This is a genomic window from Mesorhizobium sp. B2-3-12, from assembly GCF_006442205.1.
Lineage (GTDB): Bacteria > Pseudomonadota > Alphaproteobacteria > Rhizobiales > Rhizobiaceae > Mesorhizobium.
The window spans coordinates 297,210-311,886 of the sequence record NZ_VFVR01000002.1; the positions used below are offsets into that span (position 1 = coordinate 297,210).

Here is a 14,677-nt window from a genome sequence, read left to right on the forward strand (position 1 = left end):
CTGGCTTTGCGTTTCCGGGCACTCTCCTAAACAGGAACGCCCGGCTACACAATCTCTGGAGACAGCGACGAATTGATCCGCGTTCTGGGCATTGAGACGAGTTGCGACGAGACCGCCGCCAGCGTCGTGGCGCTGGAGGGCGATGCCGCGCCGAAAATCCTGTCCAACATCGTGCTCTCCCAGATCGAGGAACATGCCGCTTTCGGTGGTGTCGTGCCCGAGATCGCCGCGCGCGCCCATGTCGAGGCGCTGGACGGCATCGTCGAGGCAGCACTCGCCGATTCGGGCGTTGCGCTGGCCGATATCGATGCGATCGCGGCGACCGCCGGGCCAGGCCTCGTCGGCGGGCTGATCGTCGGCCTGATGACGGCCAAGGCAATCGCGGCCGCGACGAACAAGCCACTGATCGCCGTCAACCATCTCGAAGGCCATGCCCTGACCGCGCGGCTGACCGACGGGCTCGAATTCCCCTATCTCTTGCTGCTGGTTTCAGGCGGCCACACGCAGATCCTCGCCGTGCGCGGCGTCGGCGATTACCAGCGCTGGGCCACCACCATCGACGACGCGCTCGGCGAAGCCTTCGACAAGACCGCCAAGATGCTCGGCCTGCCTTATCCCGGCGGTCCCAATGTCGAGAAGGCGGCGCTGTCGGGCGACCCCTCGCGCTTTGCCTTCCCCCGGCCGATGAAGGGTTCGGCGCAGCCAGACTTTTCCTTTTCCGGCCTGAAGACGGCCGTGCGCCAGGCCGCGACGGCGATCGAGCCCTTGAGCGACCAGGACGTCGCCGACATCTGCGCCTCGTTCCAGGCGGCGGTCGCCGATGCGCTCTCCGACCGCGTTTCTCGCGCCCTGGCTCGATTTGCCGAGACATTTCCCGGCACGAAAAAGCCCGCACTGGTCGTCGCCGGCGGCGTCGCCGCCAACCGCACGATCAAGGCGACGCTGGAACGGCTTTGCACTGACGCCGGTTTCACCTTCGTCGCGCCACCGTTGAAGCTGTGCACCGACAATGCCGCGATGATTGCCTGGGCCGGCATCGAGCGGCTGCGCGAAGGCATGGCGCAGGAGAACGGCTTCGATTTCGTGCCGCGCTCGCGCTGGCCGCTCGACAGCATCTCGACGCCAATGATCGGCTCGGGCCGGCGCGGAGCCAAGGCATGACCGATCGAGCCGTGAAGAGCGCGGGCACGGACAGTCCCGGCAGGAGCGGCTGGCATGTCGCCGTGCTCGGCGGCGGCGCCTGGGGCACGGCGCTTGCGCTCGCCATGCTGCGCGCCGGCCATGGCGTGCGGCTGTTCGCGCGTGACCCTGAAACCGTGGCCGCGATCGCTCGCGGCGAGAACCCGCGCTATCTGCCCGGCATCGCCATCGCCTCCGGCATCGAGGCGACCAGCGCCATCGAGGCGGCGCTCGCCGGGGCCGATTGCGTGCTGGCGGTGACGCCGGCGCAGGCGTTGCGGGCGACGCTGGCGGCCGCCCGAGATCATATGCCGCCTGGCATTCCGCTCGTGCTTTGCGCCAAGGGCATCGAGCGCGACACCGGCGCCTTGCTGTCGGCGATCGCCGCGGAAATCCTGCCGCGAAACCCGGTCGCCGCCCTGTCGGGGCCGAGCTTTGCCAGCGATGTCGCCCGCGGCTTGCCGACGGCGGTGGTGGTCGCCGCCGGCGACGAGACCCTGGCCGCCGACCTTGCCGCCCGTTTCTCCGCGGAAAACCTGCGCTGCTATTCCAGCGACGACCTGATCGGCGTCGAAATCGGCGGCGCCTTGAAGAACGTCTTCGCCATCGCCGCCGGCGCTGTCACCGGGGCCGGCCTCGGCGCCAGCGCCCAGGCCGCCATGGTGACGCGCGGCTTCGTCGAACTGCGCCGCATAGGTGCTGCCTTCGGCGCCAGGCCCGAGACTCTGATGGGGCTTTCCGGCCTTGGCGACCTGTTGCTGACCTGCTCGTCGGCGCAATCGCGCAATTTCGCCTACGGGCTGGCGCTCGGGCAAGGCAAGGCGCTTGCCGGACTGCCGCTGGCCGAGGGCGTGCCGACGGCGGCCATCGCCGCCCGCATCGCCGCCGAGCGCAACATCGACACGCCCATCATAGCCGCCGTGGCGGCCATACTGGATGGCACCATCACCATCGGCCAGGCCGTGACGGCGCTGATGACCCGGCCGCTGAAGACCGAGACCAACGATTGACGACCATCAGGAGAAAGACATGCTGTTTGCACTGATTTGCAAGGACAAACCCGGAAGCCTGCAGGTGCGCGTCGATACGCGGCCCGAGCATGTTGCCTTTCTCGAGGGGCTGAACGGCGACAAGAAACTGGCCTTTGCCGGTCCGTTCCTCGATGCCGACGGCAAGCCCAATGGCAGTCTCGTGGTCGTGGAGGCGCCCGATCTGGCGGGTGCGCAGGCCCTATCGGCAGCGGACCCCTATGCCAAGGCCGGGCTGTTCGAAAGCGTCGAAATCCGCCAGTGGAACTGGACGTTCAACAAGCCTGCGGCTAGTTAAATCACGTCGCCCGCGACTGGGCCGCTAGGAGGAGAAAAAATGAACTACTGGCTGTTCAAATCGGAGCCATTCAAGTTCTCCTTCGAGATGCTGAAAGCCAAGGGCAAGGCCGGCACGCAGTGGGACGGCGTGCGCAACTACGCCGCCCGCAACAACATGAAGGCCATGCAGGTCGGCGATCTCGGCTTCTTCTATCATTCCAATGAAGGGCTCAATATCGTCGGCATCGCCGAGGTCTGCGGGCTGGCCCATCCCGACACGACGTCGGACGACCCGCGCTGGGAGTGCGTTGATATTCGCGCCTTCCAGGACGTGCCAAGTCCGCCGACACTGGGAGACGTCAAGGCCAATCCGAAGCTTGCCGAAATGGCGCTGGTGCGGCTCGGACGGCTTTCCGTGCAGCCGGTGACGCCGGCCGAATGGAAGGAAGTCTGCCGCATGGGCGGCTTGACGCCGGCGCCGTGACGGCGCTCACCCCCGACAGCGCCAGGCAGTTCATTCTCGACAACACGGCGCTGATGGCGCCGCCGCATGTGCCCGGGATTCTTCTGCATCTCGCCGACGAAGCGCACGATCTCTGGCAGCGGACCGAGGACGAACTGGTCGAAATCGGCCTGCCGCCACCCTTCTGGGCCTTCGCCTGGGCCGGCGGCCAGGGTCTCGCCCGCCATGTCATCGATAATCCCGATACGGTGCGGGGCAAGCGCGTGCTCGATTTCGCCTCGGGCTCCGGCCTCGTCGCCATCGCTGCCGCCAAGGCCGGTGCCGCGCAAGTGACGGCGGCCGACATCGACCCGTTCTGCGCCACCGCGATTCGCCTCAATAGCGAGGCCAACGGTGTTCCGATCGAATTCCTCGGCACGGACTGTATCGGCAGCGACGCCGGCTGGGACGTGATCCTGGCCGGTGACGTCTTCTATGACAAACCCTTCGCCGACCGGCTGATGCCATGGTTTTCGGCGCTCAAACGGCGTGGCGCCGAGATCCTGATCGGCGATCCCGGCCGGTCCTACCTGCCGCGATCGGGGCTGGAGCCGCTTGGCGTCTATCAGGTGCCGGTGACACGGGCTCTAGAGGATGCCGAAGTCAAGCGCACGACCGTATGGCGCCTGCTTGACGCCATCGCCGAACAAGCGTTTCCATAAACCGAACAGGAGGGGGGACTCATGGATTTTTCCGCGGTGAACTGGATAGCGGTGATTGCTGCCGCCGTGTCGCATGGCTGTTCGGTGCCGCCTGGTACATGGCGTTGAGCAAGCCCTGGCTGAAGGCCGCCAAGCTCAATCCGGCGATGATGAAGAAATCGCCGCTGCCCTTCGTCATCTCCTTCATCGCCGAGCTGCTCATGGCCACCATCATGGCGCTGGTCGTCGGCGCGATGACGGGTGGTGAACCGACCTGGCTCGCCGGGCTGATCTTCGGTTTCGTGCTCTGGCTGGGCTTTGTCGCCACCACGCTGTCCGTCAACCACCGCTACGAGAATTTCGGCTGGGACCTGACCCTGATCGATGGCGGCCATTGGCTGGGCGTCTTGCTGATCATCGGCGCGGTGATCGGCTGGTTCGGCGCCGCGGCAAGCTGAACGATGGTGATTTGATGCTGGCGGAAAATTCCGGATTTCCTCGCGACCTGGTGTTCACCCGTATCTGCCACGTCAAGAACGGCTACGAGGACAGGCGCCGCCACATCGTCAAGGAGTTCGAGCGGCGCGGTGTGCCGGTCTATTTCTACACCGACTGGGACCGGCCCGACATCACGCCGGAGATACGCGACGAATTGATCGCGCCCGGCTTTACCCATCCGGCAGCGGTCTCGCTGGCGCTCAAGCATGTCGGCATCTGGCGAGATTTCCTCGAGACCGACCAGCCCTATTGCCTGGTGTTCGAGGACGACGTGTTCCTGGCCCGCGACTTTGTCGCCAAGTTCCGGCAGGGGCTCTCCGAACTCGGCGATCCCAACCGCAAGGCCGTCATCTATCTCGGCAATGGCAGCAACTATTACACCCCGAGCTGGAAGCTGCGGAAGGGTCAAAGGCTCTATCCGGCGCTGCATGCAAGATGCGCCGATTCCTACCTGATTACGCGCCCCGTCGCCGAGGCCCGCTGCGCCTGGATCGAGCAAAACAAAATATCCACGGCGATCGATCACCAGATCGAGCAAATGGACGAAAAGCTCGGGGTTGAAATGCTCTGGTTCGAGCGGCCGATCGCCGAACAAGGCAGCGAGAACGGTGCCTTCCACACCTCCGTCGCCGGCAAGAAGCAGCCGCTGCTCTACAAAAGCCTGAAATGGAAGTGGAAGAAGTACACGAGGATGGTCTTCGGCCACAACGCCCGGTCCTGAATCGGCGTTGCCGGTCGCGGCGACCTACAGCTTGTCCGCTGTCCGCGTCCTGGCAACTTCCTCCAGTATCCACTCGCGGAAGGCAACGATGCGGGGATCGTCGGCCGTGGCCTGGGGATAGACCAGGAAATAGGCGAATTCCGGCGCAACCCTGATGCTGAGTTCGAAGGGCCGCACCAGCCGCCCCTCTGACAGGTCGTTTGCCACCATGGCGAAATCAGCGAGCGCCACTGCATTGCCGTCGAGCGCCGCCTGGACAGCATCCGTCGACGTGCCGAAGACGACTGTGCGGCTGTCGTCGAAATCGTCCACGCCGGCCGCCGCCATCCACATGCGCCAGTTCGGCCATGTCACGCCCTGGCGCGCCCATTCGATATGGGCAAGCGTGTGGTTGAACAGGTCGCGCGGTTCCCGCAGGGGCGGCCCGGAGCTCAACAGGCTTGGGCTGCACACCGGAATGATGATGTTGTCGAACAGGCGGTGCGCGCAAAGGCCCGGATATTTGCCAGCGCCGAAGCGGATCCCGACATCGACGTCGTCGAGGTCGAAATCGCGCAAGCCATAGGCGATGTCGAACCTCAGCTCGATGCCTGGGTGCTGTTTGCGGAAATTCTCGACGCGCCGCATCAGCCATTTCGCCGCGAATTGCGCGTCCAGCGTCACTTTCAGGAATTCGGTGCCGCGCGCCAGCTTGCGCGCCCGCATGACCGCCCGGCCAAGCAGGTCGAGCGTGTCGGTCGCCGCCTCGTACAGCACCGTGCCCGCCTCCGTCAGCCGGATGGTGCGGCTGGTGCGGGTGAACAGCACGAAGCCGAGCTGATCCTCGATTTCCTTGATCTGGTGGCTGACCGCGGCCGGGGTCAGCCCAAGCTCGTCGGCGGCGCGGGTGAAATTGAGGTGCCGGGCCGCCGCCTCCAGCGTCCTCAGCGCCCGCGTTCCCGGCAGAAGCGCCATCAACGCGTAACCCGACCACAGCGGCTCATGGAGCCTCGATCCTCAAATAAAACTTGACGATGAGAAAAGAACTACTCGTTTCCCGTTTGTTTTTCAATCGGGCATGATCGAAACATCAAAACACCATCAAACCGGATTTGATGTCCGGAGAGTACGGATACGATCATGTCTCACATTGCTCTTCACCCAGCATACATCGCTCGCCCCTCCTGGCTGTCGGCGGTCCGTGACTGGCTGCGTCAGGCCAGGGTCGCGGTCAACCTGCCACACCAGAATGTCGAGGACCTGTCCGATCGCCAGCTGCGCGACATCGGCGCCGCCCGCAAGGACATCGCGAAGGCCATGGACCGTGAACTCGCCGGATCGGGTTGCTGGATCTCGGTTGGCAGCAGCCAAGGAGGTAGGGGAGTAGGGGAGTAGGGGAGTAGGGGAGTATCCGGTCACTTCCGCATTCACATTTCCAGCCCTATTGGCTATTCACTGCGCACAAGTCCCCTACTCCCGTATTCCCCTACTCCCTTCTTTCAGGACGACCATGATGCAACTCAGTCTCGACCAGGCAACAGGACTGTGCCGGATGGCGGCACTTGGCGCCGGTGCCAATGAGGAAGCGGCGCAATCGCTCACGGCCTCGATCATCGCGGCCGAGGCCGAGGGACTGGCAGCCGTCGGGCTGTCGCATTTCATCGATTACCTCGAAGCGCTCGAGGCCGGGCGCATCGACGGCAATGCCGACCCCGTAATCACCCGGCCGGCGCTGGCTATCTATCTCTCGGACGCACGCGGCGGCCTGGCGCATACCGGCTTCGACCGCACCATCGACGACCTCGCCAAGGCGGCGAGACTGTTCGGCGTTGCCATCTTCTCGCAGAAGAACGCCTACACCTGCGGAGCGCTCGGCTATTTCACCGGCCGGCTGGCGACGCAAGGGCTGGTGTCCTTCGCCGCCACCAATGGACCAGCGGTTCTCGCCGGCTCGGGCTCGGTCAAGCCTGTCTACTGCACCAATCCGATGTCGTTCGCCGCGCCCGCCGCCGACGGCGCGCCGCTGGTCATCGACCAGTCGTCGAGCGCCACCGCCTTCGTCAACATCCGCAAGGCGGCGGAAGACGGCAAGAAAATCCCCGAAGGCTGGGCGCTGGATGCCAGCGGCAATTCGACGACCGACCCCGCCGCCGCCATGAAGGGCGCCATGCTTGCCTTTGGCGGCCAGCGCGGCGCCAACATCGCGCTGATGGTCGAGGTGCTGGCGGCGGGCCTGTCGGGCGCCAACTGGTCGCTCGACGCGCCGTGGTTCAGCGGCGGCCCCGACAGTCCGGGAACCGGCCTGTTCGTGCTCGCGGTCGAGCCGAAGCTGCTCGATCCAGATTTCGAGCAGCGCATGAAGGACCAGCTCGACCGGCTGCGCCGACGCTACGGCGTGCATGTGCCCGGCCGCGCCCGCGCCGAAGCGGCCGAGAAGGCCCAGGCGCGCGGCATCACCGCGCCCAAGGCGGTGATCCAGCGCATCTCCGAATTCGCCGAGCGCTATTCGGCCTGAATAATTTATTTTTTTTTAGATAGTTATCTGACCCTCCTTGCCTGCGGCGCGGTTTTTTCGCGTATGTCCTGAACCTTTTGTCACGCCCGGACGACCAACGTTTGTCCAGGGCAAGGCGAGCTTGCCCGATCCAGACCGGGGGAACAGCAAAATCAAATCGAAAGTCTGCTCCGCGTGAAAGGCATCGCCCTTCGCGTCCCGGAAAACACAACCTCAAATCAAAGGAAGATCATCATGACCAACACCAAGACCACCATCCTCACCGCCGTGCTCCTGCTCGGTTCCTTCATGGGCGCCACGCAGGCGGCCAACCTCAAGGCCGCACCGGTCAAGCCGGCCAACCCCGGCGTCATTACCGCGCCGAGCGGCGGCGCCACCGAAGACCACTATTGCAAGAACGGCCATGCCAAATTCGCCAATTGCAGCGCCGATTTCATCGCCGCCTGCAAGAAGGTTGGTGGCACCATGTCGGATGTTCAGGGCTGGGGTGGGCGTACTTGCTTCACGCCCTCCTGATACCGTCTCAGGTCAGGCCGCTCCGTCGGCCCCTGGCACCGCATGGATGTCATCCGGAAAACTCCGCTTCGGCGGGGTTTTCTGCGTTTGTCGTCCGTGACGCCAAACATGATTACGATAGTTAACTTTTGTTAACTTGACTTGGCTGGAACCCTCGGGCGTTTGCGAAAGGCACGATCACAAAACAGGAGCTCCGATGTCCGCGACCACCGACGCCCCCCATGGCAAGCTGATTATTCCGGCGCTTGGCCGCCTGTATTCCTCACTGCACGACGCCGGCGAAACAGTGATGCGCGCCGTGGCCGGCATCTTCCTGGCCGTCCATGGCTCGCAGAAGATCGTCAACCCTTTCGGCGCCGCCGAAATGGTCGAAGGCCTCGGCTTCTATCCCGGTGCCTTCTGGTCGTTGCTGCTTGCCTGCACCGAATTCTTCGGCATCCTGATCGCCATCGGGTTTTTGACGCGCCCGGCCGCCTTTGCCGGCCTGTTCGTGCTGCTGGTAACCGTCTGGTTCCACTGGGTCACCATGGGCCAAGGTTTCTCGGGCGCTGAAAAATCGCTCCTGTGGGCCGCGATCCTTCTGTTCTTCGTCATTCGCGGCGGCAACCGGCACTCGGTCGACGCCCGCCTCGGCAAGGCATTCTGACAAGCTTTGTTCGACGCAATTCCGGACGGAAAACCGCTTCTCACTTTTCCTGGAATTGCTTTTTTGTTTGACGCAATTCCGGACGGAAAACCGCCTCTCACTTTTCCTGGAATTGCTTTTTTGTTTTGACGCAATTCCGGACGGAAAACCGCTTCACACTTTTCCTGGAATTGCTTTGCGCGCAGAAGGGTGACGCGACGACGCGTCACCCTTTGCCTTTGGCGCAAAACGGACTATGAAACGGCTCAGCCAAGCCATCTGGAACGTGCGCCGGAGCCCGCCATGACCGAAATCCTGCAGACCCCGAAACTCGTCGTCGTCTTTGGCGGATCGGGTTTTGTCGGCCGCCACGTCGTGCGGGCGCTGGCCAAACGCGGCTATCGCATCCGGGTCGCCTGCCGCCGGCCCGATCTTGCCGGCCATTTGCAGCCGCTTGGCAATGTCGGCCAGATCCAGCCGGTGCAGGCCAATGTGCGCGTCCGCTGGTCCGTCGACCGCGCCGTGCAAGGCGCCGACCATGTCGTCAATCTCGTCGCCGTCCTGCATGAGAGCGGCCGGCAGAAATTCTCGGCCGTGCATGAATTCGGTGCTCGCGCCGTCGCCGAGGCGGCGCGCTCCGTCGGCGCCGGGCTTACCCATATTTCGGCGCTGGGCGCCGATCCCGACTCCGAATCGGATTATGCGCGCACCAAGGCGCTTGGCGAGAAGGCCGTGCTGGAGACGATCGCCAATGCCGTGATCTTGCGGCCGTCGATCAATTTCGGACCCGAGGACAGTTTCTTCAACCGCTTCGCCAACATGGCGCGCTATTCGCCGGTGCTGCCCCTGATCGGCGGCGGCCAGACCAAGTTCCAGCCGGTCTATGTCGGCGACGTCGCCGAGGCCGTGGCGCGCTCGGTCGAGGGCAAGATCGATGGCGGCCAGACCTACGAGCTTGGCGGCCCCAACGTGCTCACCTTCAAGGAGTGCATGCAGGAACTGCTCACCGTGATCGAGCGCAAGCGCCTGCTGGTGCCGGTGCCGTGGTGGGTGGCCAACATCCAGGCCTCGATCCTCGGCCTGTTGCCCAATCCGCTGCTGACCAAGGACCAGGTGATGCAGCTGCGCGAGCACAACATCGTCTCGGAGGAAGCCGCCAAGGCCAACCGGACATTGGCGGGGCTCGGCATCCAGCCGCAATCGATCGCGACGATCCTGCCCAGCTATCTCTGGCGCTTCCGCGCCGCCGGCCAGTTCCAGCAGCGCAAACCCGCGGTCTAATTCGGGAGAGCTGTCAGCCCTCACCGATAGCGAGGCGTGACCTGCATCGGCAGGCCACCTTGTGGCTGCGTGGTCAATTTCTGCACCGGCCAGGGCTTCGTCTCAGCGGTAACGTCGAAGCGGAAGCGTGACAACAGGATGGCGAGCGCGATGATCGCCTCCTGCATGGCGAAGCTGGCGCCGATGCAGACGCGCGGGCCGGCGCCGAAGGGCAGATACTGGAAGCGATCGATCTTCTCGCGGTTTCCCGGGTGGAAGCGTTCGGGCAGGAAGGCGTCGGGCCGGTCCCACAGCTTCCTGTGGCGGTGGACGACCCACGGCATCACCAGCACGGCGGCGTGCTTGGGGATATAAAGATCCTTCCACATTTCGGGCTCGATCGGCTCGCGATTGATCGACGGCGCCGGCGGATAGAGCCGGAGCGCCTCGTCGAAGGCGGCGCGTGTCAGTGGCATGGCATCGAGCCACTTCGTCGGTTCAGCCTCGCGCGCCAGCACTTGGTCGATCTCCTGTTCGACCCGGTCGCGCTCCCAGGGCGATTCGGCCAGGCAATAAAGCGTCCAGCCGAGCGCGCGCGCCGTGGTCTCGTGGCCGGCGCCGATGAAGGTGATGATGTTGTCCTCGACTTCCGGCCGCGTCAGCCCGTCGGGGCCTTCGGCCTTCAGCAGCAGCGTCAGGAAATCCTGCGGCACGGCATCGGGATCGCGCTTGAACTTCTCTTCGCGCATCTTGGCCGTGTCGGTCACGATCTTGCGGAAATAGGCCATGGTCTTGCGGCCGCGGATGCGGGTCAGCCGCGGCAGCCAGTCGGGCGCGCGCAACAGATCGAGCGGATCGACGCGGCCCATGGTTTCGAACAGGCGGTCGATCTCGTTGGCGAAGCTGCCCGGCTCGCCCGCGATCTCGCCGGAAAACAGCGTCTCGGCCAGGATGTCGTAGGTGAGCAGCGTCATGTCATGGGCGATGTCCGAAGTCCCGCCCGCCTCGTAACGGGTGACGAACTCCAGCGTGCGTTTCAGCATCGGCTGCGCGAAGCCGAAGATGTGGCGCGGGGTGAACACCGGCGCCATCGCCTTGCGCGACCGCTTCCACACCTCGCCCTCGGCGGTCAGCAGGCCATCGCGCAGGATTGGCCGCAAGATCTTCTGGCGCACCGTCGCCATCTTGTAGTTCTTGGCATTGTCGACCAGGACATGGCGGATCAGGCCGGGGTCATTGGCGATGACCAGAGGCCCGCCGGCGCCCTTGGCCGAAATCCAGGGTTCGTTGTAGGTCGGCTCGCCCCACAGTTCGAGCGGGTTGCGGTAGACGATGCGGATCATCTCCAGCGTCGAAGGCGGCGATGTGCGCGGCTTCGGGGCGGGAGGAACGAAGGGGGCGGGCTGTGTGTCCATGAAATGCTCCGCTGCTGGCATCAATGTAGTGGCTGGCACACCGGGCGTCCATGTGACCGAACGGCAGGCCGAACCATGACAGCTGGAACGCCAGGGCGGACAGGCTGTTCATCCGATCGTGACCGTTTCCTCAGGGGTCCGATCTTGCCCCCTTGAACGCTCTGCCGTAGTGACAGTCACCAATGGATACCGTCCGAGAAGGGAGCCTGTCTTGAAGCACCAGTTGAACATCATCATCGGCAGCACGCGGCCCGGCCGCGCCGGTCCGGTTTTTGCCGAATGGCTGGAAACGTTCGCGCGCGAGCACGGAAAATTCGAGCCGGTGCTGACCGACATCGCCGCGTTCAACCTGCCGGTGCTGGACGAACCGCACCATCCAAGGCTTGGCAACTATCAGAACGACCACACCAAGGCCTGGTCGAAGGCGATCGACGCCGCCGACGCTTTCGTCTTCGTGGCGCCGGAATACAATTATTTCGCCGCACCCGCGATCGTCAACGCGATCGACTATCTCTCCCGCGAATGGAAGTACAAGCCCGCCGCCATTCTCAGCTATGGCGGTGTCTCCGGCGGCCTGCGCGCGGCGCAGGCGCTGAAGCCGCTGCTGACCTCGGTCGGGATCATGCCGATCCCCGAAGGTGTGGCGCTGCCGCTCTACCAGAAACTGCTCGGCGAGAATGGCGCCTTCGAGGCCAGCGAGCAGGTGCGTGGCGGGACCAAGACCATGCTGGACGAGCTGTTGGCCTGGAGCGAAGCGCTGAAGCCGATGCGAGCGCGCTGAAGGGAGCTGCTTCGGCCTGGCTTGCTCGCGCCGTAAAGAGATGGAATGGTCGGCAAACGACTGAGCCGGGGGCGGTTCGACTTGCGTTTGCTGTTTGCCTTGCTGCTGATGCTCGTGACCACCACTGCCGCGGTGGCGGAGCGGCGCGTGGCGCTGGTTATCGCCGAGGACGATTACCGGCTGGTCCGGCCGCTTGCCAACCCCGTCCATGACGGCGAAGCGATGGAAACGGCGCTGAGGAAACTTGGTTTCGAGGTGGTGCTCGAAACCAATCGCGACCTCAGGCGCATGCGCCGCGCGCTGGATGATTTCCGCCAGGACGCCAAGGGCGCCGACGTGGCGCTGGTGTATTTCTCGGGCCATGGCGTCGAAATATCGGGCGACAACCGGCTGCTGCCAGTCGATGCCGACGGCTCCTCGCTCGATCAACTGGACAAGACCAGCCTGCCACTGGAAGAGGTGCGCGACGCGGTCGCCGCCACCGCCAAGGTCGGGCTGGTCGTGCTCGATGCCTGCCGCAGCGATCCTTTCTCGGGAACGGGTGGCGACGGGCGCGGCGCGACGTCCCTGGCCAAGGATGTCGCCGACAAGGTCAAGCCTGGTCTCGGGCGCGTCGGGCGGGCGGAAAACATCCTGTTCGCGTTCTCGGCCGCCCCCGGAGAGACGGCTGCCGATGGAACCGGCCAGAACTCGCCCTTCACCACGGCGCTGACCAAATATCTCGGCACCGATGGGCTTGAAATCCGCTCGGTGCTGACGCTGGTGCAGCAGGAAGTCTACGACCTCAGCCGCGGCAAGCAACTGCCCTATGTCGAGAGCGGACTGCCGACACTGTTCTTCGCCGCCGTGGCCAAGGAGCAATTGCCGGAGCGCGAAAGGCTGCTGCTGGCCATGGCCGACGTGACGCCGGACATGCGCGTCGAGGTCGAGCGGATCGCCAGCGATGCCGACATGCCGCTGGCGCCGCTCTATGGCGCGCTGATCAGCACCGATACCAGCCATCTGTCGGCGGAAAGCCTCGATGCCAGGCTGCGCGAGGCGGCGGACGCCTTCGTCAAGGTGCGCGGCGAGATGAAGACGCTCGGCTCCGACGATCCGCAAGTGACGGAACTGCGCCGGCAGGCCGAGGAACAGCTGTCGCTCGGTGCGTTCGACGGTGCGCGCGCCATCCTTGCCAAGGCTGCCGGTATCGACAACGACTCGCGTCAGGCGCTGAAGGCCAATTTCGTCAGCCGCACCATGTCGGAGGCCGCGACGCTCTATTTGTCGGGCGGCGCGGCGCGGGCCGATCTCGACTACGCCGGGGCCATCAAGGACTATGAAACGGCGCTGTCGCTCTATGGCGAGACCGGGCAGTCCTCGCTCACGCTCGAGGACGCCGACCGGCAGATCCGCACGCTGGACGAACTCGGCAAGCTCTACGTCACCACGGGTGCCATCACCGCCGCCGGACGCGCCTACGAGGCGCTGCAAGCCAATCTGGAGCTGCGCGTCAGGCGGGAGAGCGACCCCAGCGTGCAGCGCGACCTCGCGGTCAGCCACACCAAGCTCGGCAACATCAAGGTGGCGCTGGGCGACCTGCCGGCGGCGCTGCGGAACTACGAGACGGCGCGCTCCATGCTGCGCGACCTTGCCGTGGCCGAGCCCCACCGCCTGAACTGGTTCGGCGATCTTGCCAGCGTCGACGACAAGATCGGCAACGTGCTGATGACACAAGGCGACCTGGCCGGGGCCGCGCGCGCCTATCAGGAGAGCCTCGACGTCAAGCAACAGCTGGCCGCCAACGAGCCGGAGCGCGTCGACCTGCAGCGCGACCTGACCATCGCCTATGACGAGGTCGCCAACCTTGCCCGTACCTCCGGCCGATTGGACGATGCGCAGACAGCCTATGACGAGAGCCTGCGGATCCGCCTTGCGCTGGCCGCCAAGGCGCCCGACGACGCGGAGCGGCAGCGCGACGTGTCGGTGAGCCACGACACGATCGGCGACCTCAAGCGCGAGCGCAACGATCCCGCCGGCGCGCTCGCCGCCTACCAGGAGGGGCTTGCGATCGTCGAGCGGCTGGCAGGCCGCGATCCCGACAATACGGAACTGAAACGCGATCTGTCGGTCGGCAACGCCAAGATCGGCAATGCCCTCAGCGATCAGGAGAACTGGCCGGCGGCCCTTTCGGCCTACCGGAAGGCGCTGTTGCAGGCGCAGGCGCTGGCCGACAGCGATCCCGACAACAGCGACTGGCAGCGCGACCTGTCGGTCAGCCTGGAGAAGGTCGCGGGCGTGCTCGCCATCCAGGGCGACCGCAAGGGAGCGCTCAAGATCTATCTCGACAGCTTCGCCATCGCCGACAGGCTGGCCAAGCTCGATCCGGCCAATTCGGACTGGCAGCGCGACCTGTCGATCACGCTCTCGGAGATCGGCATGCTGCGGATCAAGGAACGCGACATCAAGGGCGCGCGTCAGGCGTTCGAAGATAGTCTCGGCATCCGGCAGCGGCTGGCCAGTTCCGATCCCGGGAACGCCACCTGGCAGCGCGATCTGGTGGTCGCCATGATCGATTACGCACAGGTCGCCAAGAACCCCAAGGCGGTGCTTTCCCAGGCGCTCGACATGACGCTGGAACTCGACCGGAGCGGGCGGCTGGCACCGCGATACAAGTTCATGATCAAGTTTCTCAGGGACCGCCTGGCGAAGGCCAAATAGCGGCCGGCGACGGACCGTCATGGACAGCCGGCTCAATC

General features: G+C 64.9%; 14 protein-coding genes and 2 pseudogenes. 14 read left to right on the forward strand and 2 right to left on the reverse strand.

Annotated features, from left to right (window positions below):
• Positions 1-75 precede the first annotated feature (75 nt).
• The 7 genes and pseudogenes from tsaD to FJ948_RS06760 all read left to right on the forward strand — a co-directional run bounded on the left by tsaD (position 76) and on the right by FJ948_RS06760 (position 4,848).
• Complete coding sequence (gene tsaD / locus FJ948_RS06730) at positions 76-1,161, forward strand: tRNA (adenosine(37)-N6)-threonylcarbamoyltransferase complex transferase subunit TsaD (RefSeq protein ID WP_181173622.1); 1,086 nt, start codon at positions 76-78, stop codon at positions 1,159-1,161.
• Positions 1,158-2,189 carry an NAD(P)H-dependent glycerol-3-phosphate dehydrogenase gene (locus FJ948_RS06735; RefSeq protein ID WP_140702770.1) on the forward strand — a complete coding sequence of 344 codons (1,032 nt, stop codon included), beginning with the start codon at positions 1,158-1,160 and terminating at the stop codon, positions 2,187-2,189. Before tsaD ends, FJ948_RS06735 begins: the two co-directional genes overlap by 4 nt.
• Positions 2,190-2,208: 19 nt before the next feature.
• Entirely contained in the window at positions 2,209-2,505 is a 297-nt protein-coding gene (locus FJ948_RS06740) for a YciI-like protein (RefSeq protein WP_140702772.1), read from the forward strand.
• A gap of 39 nt (positions 2,506-2,544) precedes the next feature.
• Positions 2,545-2,970 (forward strand): EVE domain-containing protein, encoded by a 426-nt coding sequence (locus FJ948_RS06745; RefSeq protein ID WP_140702774.1) that lies wholly within the window; start codon positions 2,545-2,547, stop codon positions 2,968-2,970.
• Complete coding sequence (locus FJ948_RS06750; RefSeq protein WP_181173581.1) at positions 2,925-3,650, forward strand: methyltransferase; 726 nt, start codon at positions 2,925-2,927, stop codon at positions 3,648-3,650. Before FJ948_RS06745 ends, FJ948_RS06750 begins: the two co-directional genes overlap by 46 nt.
• A gap of 21 nt (positions 3,651-3,671) precedes the next feature.
• Positions 3,672-4,087: pseudogene (locus tag FJ948_RS06755) on the forward strand (DUF1761 domain-containing protein).
• 14 nt (positions 4,088-4,101) lie between these two features.
• Positions 4,102-4,848 carry a glycosyltransferase family 25 protein gene (locus tag FJ948_RS06760; protein WP_246677466.1) on the forward strand — a complete coding sequence of 249 codons (747 nt, stop codon included), beginning with the start codon at positions 4,102-4,104 and terminating at the stop codon, positions 4,846-4,848.
• A 24-nt stretch (positions 4,849-4,872) separates the two neighbouring features.
• Here the strand turns inward: FJ948_RS06760 and gcvA are convergent, their stop codons facing one another.
• On the reverse strand, positions 4,873-5,805 hold the full coding sequence (gene gcvA, locus FJ948_RS06765; protein ID WP_140702776.1) for a transcriptional regulator GcvA: 933 nt from the start codon (positions 5,803-5,805) through the stop codon (positions 4,873-4,875).
• A 162-nt stretch (positions 5,806-5,967) separates the two neighbouring features.
• Between gcvA and FJ948_RS06770 the strand changes: the two are divergent.
• From FJ948_RS06770 to FJ948_RS06790, 5 genes and pseudogenes are all read left to right on the forward strand, one after another.
• Positions 5,968-6,206, forward strand: a pseudogene (locus FJ948_RS06770) (hypothetical protein).
• Between the two features lie 134 nt (positions 6,207-6,340).
• Complete coding sequence (locus FJ948_RS06775; protein ID WP_181173623.1) at positions 6,341-7,342, forward strand: Ldh family oxidoreductase; 1,002 nt, start codon at positions 6,341-6,343, stop codon at positions 7,340-7,342.
• A gap of 234 nt (positions 7,343-7,576) precedes the next feature.
• Positions 7,577-7,858 (forward strand): hypothetical protein, encoded by a 282-nt coding sequence (locus FJ948_RS06780; RefSeq protein WP_140702781.1) that lies wholly within the window; start codon positions 7,577-7,579, stop codon positions 7,856-7,858.
• A gap of 196 nt (positions 7,859-8,054) precedes the next feature.
• Positions 8,055-8,504: a DoxX family protein gene (locus FJ948_RS06785; RefSeq protein ID WP_140702783.1), complete on the forward strand. Its 450-nt coding sequence runs from the start codon at positions 8,055-8,057 to the stop codon at positions 8,502-8,504.
• Positions 8,505-8,786: 282 nt separating this feature from the next.
• Positions 8,787-9,764, forward strand: coding sequence for a complex I NDUFA9 subunit family protein (locus tag FJ948_RS06790; RefSeq protein WP_140702785.1), 978 nt, complete (start codon positions 8,787-8,789; stop codon positions 9,762-9,764).
• A gap of 20 nt (positions 9,765-9,784) precedes the next feature.
• Here the strand turns inward: FJ948_RS06790 and FJ948_RS06795 are convergent, their stop codons facing one another.
• Positions 9,785-11,158 (reverse strand): cytochrome P450, encoded by a 1,374-nt coding sequence (locus FJ948_RS06795; protein ID WP_140702787.1) that lies wholly within the window; start codon positions 11,156-11,158, stop codon positions 9,785-9,787.
• 211 nt (positions 11,159-11,369) lie between these two features.
• On the opposite strand from FJ948_RS06795, the gene FJ948_RS06800 reads away from it, so the two are divergent.
• The gene (locus FJ948_RS06800) at positions 11,370-11,939 is read left to right on the forward strand and encodes an NADPH-dependent FMN reductase (RefSeq protein ID WP_140702789.1); all 570 of its coding nucleotides are present in this window, start codon (positions 11,370-11,372) and stop codon (positions 11,937-11,939) included.
• 81 nt (positions 11,940-12,020) lie between these two features.
• Positions 12,021-14,639 (forward strand): caspase family protein, encoded by a 2,619-nt coding sequence (locus FJ948_RS06805; protein WP_140702791.1) that lies wholly within the window; start codon positions 12,021-12,023, stop codon positions 14,637-14,639.
• The last annotated feature ends 38 nt before the right edge of the window (positions 14,640-14,677 follow it).

Coding starts and splice junctions, on each gene's coding strand:
- FJ948_RS06735 (WP_140702770.1), top strand. CDS start 1,158: ATGACCGATCGAGCCGTGAAGAGCGCGGGCACGGACAGTCCCGGCAGG.
- FJ948_RS06740 (WP_140702772.1), top strand. CDS start 2,209: ATGCTGTTTGCACTGATTTGCAAGGACAAACCCGGAAGCCTGCAGGTG.
- FJ948_RS06745 (WP_140702774.1), top strand. CDS start 2,545: ATGAACTACTGGCTGTTCAAATCGGAGCCATTCAAGTTCTCCTTCGAG.
- FJ948_RS06750 (WP_181173581.1), top strand. CDS start 2,925: ATGGAAGGAAGTCTGCCGCATGGGCGGCTTGACGCCGGCGCCGTGACG.
- FJ948_RS06760 (WP_246677466.1), top strand. CDS start 4,102: ATGCTGGCGGAAAATTCCGGATTTCCTCGCGACCTGGTGTTCACCCGT.
- FJ948_RS06775 (WP_181173623.1), top strand. CDS start 6,341: ATGCAACTCAGTCTCGACCAGGCAACAGGACTGTGCCGGATGGCGGCA.
- FJ948_RS06780 (WP_140702781.1), top strand. CDS start 7,577: ATGACCAACACCAAGACCACCATCCTCACCGCCGTGCTCCTGCTCGGT.
- FJ948_RS06785 (WP_140702783.1), top strand. CDS start 8,055: ATGTCCGCGACCACCGACGCCCCCCATGGCAAGCTGATTATTCCGGCG.
- FJ948_RS06790 (WP_140702785.1), top strand. CDS start 8,787: ATGACCGAAATCCTGCAGACCCCGAAACTCGTCGTCGTCTTTGGCGGA.
- FJ948_RS06795 (WP_140702787.1), bottom strand. CDS start 11,158: ATGGACACACAGCCCGCCCCCTTCGTTCCTCCCGCCCCGAAGCCGCGC.